This window comes from Stenotrophomonas sp. Marseille-Q5258 (assembly GCF_946900935.1).
Classification (GTDB): domain Bacteria; phylum Pseudomonadota; class Gammaproteobacteria; order Xanthomonadales; family Xanthomonadaceae; genus Stenotrophomonas; species Stenotrophomonas nematodicola.
Window position 1 is genome coordinate 82,709 of record NZ_CAMPPN010000020.1, and the last position, 7,237, is coordinate 89,945.

General features: G+C 58.6%; 4 protein-coding genes. All 4 read left to right on the forward strand.

Annotation, left to right across the window (positions count from 1 at the left end):
• The first annotated feature begins 128 nt into the window (after positions 1-128).
• The 4 genes from OC534_RS19310 (at position 129) to OC534_RS14365 (ending at position 6,737) form a co-directional block, all read left to right on the forward strand.
• Positions 129-4,976, forward strand: a complete 4,848-nt coding sequence (locus tag OC534_RS19310; protein ID WP_316044086.1) for an RHS repeat-associated core domain-containing protein — start codon at positions 129-131, stop codon at positions 4,974-4,976.
• Positions 4,973-5,458 (forward strand): hypothetical protein, encoded by a 486-nt coding sequence (locus OC534_RS14355; protein WP_262072014.1) that lies wholly within the window; start codon positions 4,973-4,975, stop codon positions 5,456-5,458. Before OC534_RS19310 ends, OC534_RS14355 begins: the two co-directional genes overlap by 4 nt.
• Positions 5,459-5,639: 181 nt before the next feature.
• On the forward strand, positions 5,640-6,047 hold the full coding sequence (locus tag OC534_RS14360; protein WP_262072017.1) for a hypothetical protein: 408 nt from the start codon (positions 5,640-5,642) through the stop codon (positions 6,045-6,047).
• 159 nt (positions 6,048-6,206) lie between these two features.
• On the forward strand, positions 6,207-6,737 hold the full coding sequence (locus tag OC534_RS14365) for a hypothetical protein (RefSeq protein WP_262072015.1): 531 nt from the start codon (positions 6,207-6,209) through the stop codon (positions 6,735-6,737).
• Positions 6,738-7,237: the final 500 nt, after the last annotated feature.

The following is a 7,237-nucleotide window of genomic DNA, read 5'->3' on the forward strand; positions in this document are numbered from 1 at the left end:
CCGTGATACAGACCCGATGCTGTTCGACTGGGGAGCCGACAGCAGCACGACACATCGGTAACAGGGGGCTGTCCGACTCAATTCAATGAGTGGGTAGGCCGTGGAACGTCAGAAAGGAATCACATCCTATGAAGCCTCTCCTTCGGGCGGCGGGTCGGACCCTGCTGTGCGCCTTCGTACTCCTCACGCAGCCAGTCTGGGCCGCGCAGCCTTGGGAGGAATACTCCAAGCTGATCAAATCGCGCGAGCGCATCACGGCTGAAGGGCCGCAGCGCTTTGGCGACGCCGTAAAGCTTTACACGGGCGAGCTCAGTTTCGCCGTCAGCGACGTCTCCATTCCGGGCAACAACAACTTGCCTGTGGCGCTGGGGCGGAAGTATGCGGTGCCAGGCGAAGGGATTCCCAACCTGCCGATGGGCGACTGGGACATCGACATTCCCTACCTGGGGGGGACCTTCGAGCATTACTCGGGATGGAACGTCCATACCCCCGAGCCGATGGCGCGCTGCTCGTCGGTCACAAGCGTCGCATATGCAGCGCCCTATATTCCCTACGTTCATGGCATGGGGATGGTTGATGCTGGCGAGTTGTGGCATGGCAATCACCTCTTTACCTCCTCGACCGGCCAGCAGGAGATTCTCTTCCGCACGGTGGGCTCGCCCGCGCCACCTACCGACGGGCGCACGTATCCGTGGCTGACATCCAACAACTGGATGCTCTCGTGCCTGCCCAGCTTGAAGAGCGGGCATGCCGGTGAAGGATTCCTCGCCCACGCCCCTGACGGCAGCAAGTACCACTTCGACTGGATGGTAGTGACGCCGGTCGAGCCCTTCGCCAAACCAAAGATCGAGCTGGGGGAGGTCGTGGACCACGTGTTCATGCGTGACCGCATCCGCCTCTATCCGACGCTGGTAGAGGACCGCAATGGCAACTGGGTGAAGTACCACTGGGCCGGAAAACAGCTTTCACGCATCGAGGCCAGTGATGGGCGCCAGATTGACCTGGTATGGGCATCAGGGCGGATCTCGCAGGTCAAGGCAGACGGGCGCACCTGGAGTTATACCTACAACCCCTGGGGCATCCTGTTGCGGGTCACCCAGCCCGACGGCCGGCAGTGGACCTACGACCATTCCGGCGTTGCCGGCATCATCTATGACCCGCGCGAGGAATCCGTCCAGGACCAGTTGGGGCGGCGCCGCCGCTTCGTGCAGGATCAGAGCATTCCATGTGGATGGATGCGGGTACTGAAGGACACGCCGAGCCTGCTGCGGATGACGCATCCCCTGGGCGTCACCGGAGAGTTCACGCTTGGTGCCGTCCGGAATGGCCGCACAGGCTTCATGCCTGACTGCATATTCCCCGCCATCGGGCAGAATGACTTCATCCCCGATCCGCCGGGAGACACGATCACCAGTGGTCTGCCCGCACGATTCGACACACTGGCCTTGCGCGCCAAGCGCATCGTGGGTAGTGGTATCGATCTGACCTGGCGCTACGACTATGCACCGGTGACCGCCGCGCAGATTTACGACTGCCGCTTTGGCGGGTGCAAATATCACAAGACAAGCGCAATTACCGCGCCCGATCAGTCTGTAACCGTCCTTACCTACGGCACCCACTTCTACGAAGATGAAGGAAAGCTGCTGCGTACGGAGGTCAGACAGAATGGCGTCACCGTGCGTACTACCGATAGCACCTACGTGGCGAACAGTGAGATGGGAACGCAGCCGTTCCCGTATCTGGTCGGGGAGAGTCCGCAGCCGCGGCTTGATACCTTTGCCAGTACAACGTGGCGACCTGTCCGGGAGACCCGGATCTCCGATGCGGGAAGCACTTATTCCACAACGATAGAGCAGTTCGATGCGTTGGCGCGACCAGTGCGCGAGCGGCAGCACAACACGCTGGGGATGTCACAGACAACCGTCACCACGCTCCATGATGATCGCCATCGCTGGATCCTTGGGCAGACGGCGGTGGTGACCAATGCAGATACCGGCCTGGAAGTATCGCGTACGCACTTCGACGCGTTGTCGCGTCCAGCGCACACCTGGTCATTCGGGCAGCTGACCCAGACGCTGACCTACAACCTGGATGGTACGGTTGCCACGGTTGCCGATGGCAATGGCAATGTCACGTCGCTTGAGCAGTGGATGCGCTCGATTCCGCGCTGGATCCGCCACGCCGACGGGACGATGAAGACCGCCGCAGTCAACGATGCGGGCTGGATAACGGCTGTATCGGACGAGAATGGCTACATCACGCGCTACGACCATGACGTCATGGGACGAGTCACGCGTGTGCGCTACCCGGAAGATGACAGCGTCGCGTGGAGCGATACCACACAGGCTTTTGAGTACATACAGGTCAGCGAACACGGTGTGCCGGCAGGGCACTGGCGACAGACGGTAGCGACGGGCAATGCCAGGAAGATCACCTACTTTGACGGGCTCCTGCGCCCGGTGATCACCCAGGAGTACGATGCTGCAGATCAGGCGGGTACCCAGCGGCTGCAGATGTTCACCCATGACGCCGATGGGCGCGAGACGTTCGCGTCGTATCCGGCTGGTGCATTCCCCGTGCCTTCGAAGGGAACGTGGAAGAGCTACGATGCGCTCGGGCGGGCGACGTCCAGCGAACAAAGCAGCGAACTTGGCCCGCTGGTCAGCACCACGCACTACCTGGCCGGTGGCCAGGTCAAGACGGTCAATCCGCGTGCGCAGCAAACGCTGACCCGGTATCAGATGTTCGGGCAGCCGTCCTACGATACGCCCGTATCGATTCATTCGCCTGAAGGAGCGGTCACCGAGATCGCGCGCGACCTGTTCGGCAAGCCGCAGGCCATTACCCGTCGAAGCGCCGACGGCAGCCAATCTGTCACGCGGCATTACGTCTACTCGCCCAATCAGCGGCTGTGCAAGACCGTGGAGCCGGAAACCGGCACCACGCTGATGGACTACGACGCTGGCGGCAACCTGGTCTGGTCGGCGGCAGGCATGGACTACCCCAGCCTCGCGACCTGCAACACCGAGGCCATCACCTCCAGCGGTCGTGCTGCATGGCGCGGCTACGACGTGCGTAACCGGCCGGTGCACCTTCGATTCCCTGACGGCAATGGCAATACGGACTGGTCCTATACGCCGGACGGCCTGCCATCACAGCTGATGGTGTTGAACGATGCCGGCACCACGGTGGCGTACAACCACTATGCATATAACAAGCGCCGCCTGCTGACGGTTGAGCGTTCGGCGCAGCCAGGATGGTACGACTGGCCCATCGCGTACAGCTACAACGCCAACGGCCACCTGGCTGGCCAGGTCTGGCCCAGCGGGCTGGCCGTGGACTACGCACCTGATGCGCTGGGTCAGGCCATGCGTGTGGGCAACTTCGCCAGTGGCGTGCGCTACCACGCCAACGGCGGCATCAAGCAGTTCACCTATGGCAACGGCATCGTGCATTCGATGCAGCAGAATGAGCGCCAACTGCCGGCGCGCACCACCGACAGCGGCGTGCTCGATTTCGATACCCGTTTCGACCCGAATGGCAACGTCAGCGACATCTTCGACCTGGCGCTGGGGCCGTTCTACAACCGCCACATGTACTACGACGGCCTTGACCGCCTGGTCGCGGCGGGATCAAACAATTTCGGTGGAGACTCCTGGCATCGCTTTACCTACGATGCGCTCGACAACCTGAAGAGCTGGACGCTGCCGGGTGTCAAGGATCATCACTACTGGTACGACAGTCGCAACCAGCTCACCAATGTGCGCGATGGCGTGGGCAATACCGTGATGGGGCTCACCTACGATCCGCAAGGCAATCTACGGGTCAAGAACGGCATCAGCCACAGCTTCGATCTGGGCAACCGCTTGCGGGAGGTCACGGGTAGTCAAAGCTATCGTTATGATGCGTTGGGACGCCGGATACTGACCTTTACTCCCGGTGCCGGGAGCGTACTTTCCCAGTATGCGCAGGACGGCCGTCTGGTCTTCCAGAGCGACGGACCCAAGGGCTTGGGTCGGGAGTTCGTGCACCTTGCGGGCAGCCTGATCGCGCAGCGTGAGTACAACGCGGCAGGCGCAACCATCACCTACCTGCATACCGATGCGCTGGGAAGTCCGGTGGCAAGTACGAACCAAGCGGGTGTGGTGGTCGAGCGGACGCACTACGAGCCTTATGGAGCGCCGATCAGCAAGGTGGTGGACGGGCCGGGGTATACCGGGCACGTCATGGACGGGGCTACCAGGCTGAGCTACATGCAGCAGCGGTATATGGATCCGCAGATCGGCAGGTTTCTGTCGGTGGATCCGGTGATGGCCTACAGAAATCCTGTTGGGGCTTTCAATCGATATTGGTATGCCAACAACAATCCGTATCGATTTATCGATCCTGATGGGCGCTACGCCTGCACTAATAATGGCGCGACTTGCAGCGTTGGGGATGCCGGCGTCACAGACTCGTTTGTTAAAGCAGCAGCAGTTGCACATGGGAAGATGAGAGACGGCAGTGCTAAAACTCAGTTAGGGCAAGTGCTAGATATGATTGGTACTCCCGGCGACGGCAACGGATTTACGATAAACCTTGCATCATTGGACAAAGGTGTATTGGGGCAATTCTCCAAGGGCGGGATGGATCTTGACGCTCAACAGATTCGTGGAGTAGCTTCAAGAACGGGGCTTAGAGCAGATGTCGTCGGGGGTATGGTTGTTGGTCATGAGGGAGTGCATAAATGGGGCAGCATGCAGCCCGGCGCCCGGCCGAGTTACTTTCCTGCAACAGGCATTGAACGAATGGTGACGGAACTAAATGCTTATGGCATGAGCTCCGCGATGGCGAATGCATTAGGCATTAGGAATGCCTACAATCAACCTGGAATGTCGCTCGCGGATCGACGGCGAGCTATTTGGGATGGTGCAAAGCGCTCTTGGGAAGGAGCCTGTGCGAGTGGCGGCGGCGGTTGCTCTGGATATGAGCCATGAATAAATTCGCCATCGCCTTCGTGGGTCTTTTACTGACCAGTTGCTCGAACTCTCCAATAGAAGATCCCTACTGCAGAGCAGTTCTATCGAGCGTTCCAACGCGCGAGCTGCCTGTGCGGGATGTATACATCTACGGAACACTTGAGCATGGAACAATATTAATAAATCCATCGTGCATGCAGCCCGTCTTTAACTTCTACAGTTTTCAGGGGGCGATTTCTCCCGCAGATGGCGCTGTAGGCCGGATTCGCGAGTTCAACAAGAGGGTGTACGATCAGCCTGCCGCCGCAAGCGGTCTTTTCAAAATTAGCGGAACCCTTGACGTCCATCCAGAATCAAGGCTTGTTGAGCTCAATGATGTGTATGAATTCAACGAAGTTGATGAGGCAGAGGCAAGGCTCGTAATTGGTAGACTTCGCCAAAGTCGCGATGAAACGCCTAGGCCTCCGCCCCGCCGCTCAAACGCTGTCGACTCCCTGTAGTTCACTGCCCTGCTGAGTTGAAGTGGCTTGTTCGTGACTGACCCACCACCTGAAAGCTGGTGCGACGCCTTGTTTGATGGCCGACGTTTCAGGATGCTGACCGTCGTCGACCACTCTACCCACGAGTACTTGGCCACCGTAGTGAACCAATCGATGCGAGGGGAGCATGTGGCTGGCAGGCATGAACTGTCCCAGCCTGGCGACCTGCAACACCGAGGCCATCATTCCCAGCGGGCGTGCTGCATGGCGAGGTTACGACGTGCGTAGCCGGCCGGTTCGCCTTCGATTCCCTGATGGCAATGGCAATACGGACTGGTCCTATGCGCCCGACGGCCTGCCATCACAGCTGATGGTGTTGAACGATGCCGGCACCACGGTGGCGTACAACCACTATGCATACAACAAACGCCGCCTGCTGACCGTTGAGCGCTCGGCGCAGCCGGGGTGGTACGACTGGCCCATCGCGTACAGCTACAACGCCAATGGTCACCTGGCCGGCCAGGTCTGGCCCAGCGGGCTGGCCGTGGACTACGCACCTGATGCGCTTGGTCAACCCACGCGCGTGGGCAACTTCGCCAGTGGCGTATGAGGATCGACATGGGAACGTCACTGAGGTAAAGAGCTTGAAAGGTGGTGGTGTGGCTGACAAACATACAAGCACAAAGAGTGATCATAAAGGTGCGCCAACCATCAAAATCCGTGATTCAGATGGTAAGGTTATTCAAACCACTCGATATGAGAAGAGTTCATGAGTGCTGCTCAGGATGGTGGAGTAAAAGACTCAATCGAGGATCTGTTGAGTTTTTCAGATTTTCCAGGATTTCCATTCAAGGACAAGACGTGGTTGGGGATTTTATTGAATCGTGACCTTTATGGTGCTCCTGGGGTTCCGAGGGCGGTTTTTGATAGTCTTGTCTTCGGACTTGGTTTACGAGGTGCGATGCCGTTGAAGTTTGTACCGGCGCTGACATCGCCAGTTGGGGTCGAGTGTTTCCCGTGGACTGAGTTGGGTGACTGGTGTGACTATGTGAAATTCATTGATCGTATTGATTTTTGCCCGGAGTATTATCTTGTTTCAAGGGATTTCTCCGTTCTTCTATGGTTTGATCCTGAGACGGTTGTTGTGGGTGGCGATGCGTCGCTGATAAGCGAAGTTGCCCAAGCTCTTGGTGGCATGGAGTGTTTGGCGCAGCAATCTGCGAGAGAGTTTGGTGTTGAGTTGGACGACGGCAGGTCTGATGTCGCCGCGTTCATCAGAGAAATTTCGGGCTTGGTGTAATAACAAATCACTTCGGTTGACTGGGGTCTTGCATGCTGTCGATGGATTGAATTAGGTTGGTGTTGTGTTTTTTTTAAGCTGCGGACGAACCCCATCTAAACGCCGGCTCGCATCCTCTCCTGTATTGGCCTTGTCGCCACTTGCACACAGTTCCTCCAATGTCATCCGCGCTCACCAAGCGAATCGTTCTTAATGTTTGAGGCCCGAGATCGTCCCTACGAACTAAGGGCGCTCAGGTTCGAGGCCTTTTTGCCTGCGCGCGGTCGGCGCTGCCGCGAGCGGTCGAGTGTAGGCTGATCGAAACCAGTCCTTTGTTTGGGGGGGGCGTCAGCAACCAGCAGCTAGCCGTAAGGTTGTCCGGTCCACTGTGGGGGCGACGTCCCCCCGGGATTGAGTAGCACGACGGTTTGGAGTCCAATCCTCAACGACAAGGAGATTGGACGTGAAGAAGCGCTTTTCCGAAGAACAGATCATCGGCTTCCTGCGCGAGGCGGAGGCCG

Excerpts from the sequence above, each read along its gene's own strand:
- OC534_RS14355 (WP_262072014.1), top strand. The coding sequence starts at position 4,973 with ATGAATAAATTCGCCATCGCCTTCGTGGGTCTTTTACTGACCAGTTGC.
- OC534_RS19310 (WP_316044086.1), top strand. The coding sequence starts at position 129 with ATGAAGCCTCTCCTTCGGGCGGCGGGTCGGACCCTGCTGTGCGCCTTC.
- OC534_RS14365 (WP_262072015.1), top strand. The coding sequence starts at position 6,207 with ATGAGTGCTGCTCAGGATGGTGGAGTAAAAGACTCAATCGAGGATCTG.
- OC534_RS14360 (WP_262072017.1), top strand. The coding sequence starts at position 5,640 with ATGAACTGTCCCAGCCTGGCGACCTGCAACACCGAGGCCATCATTCCC.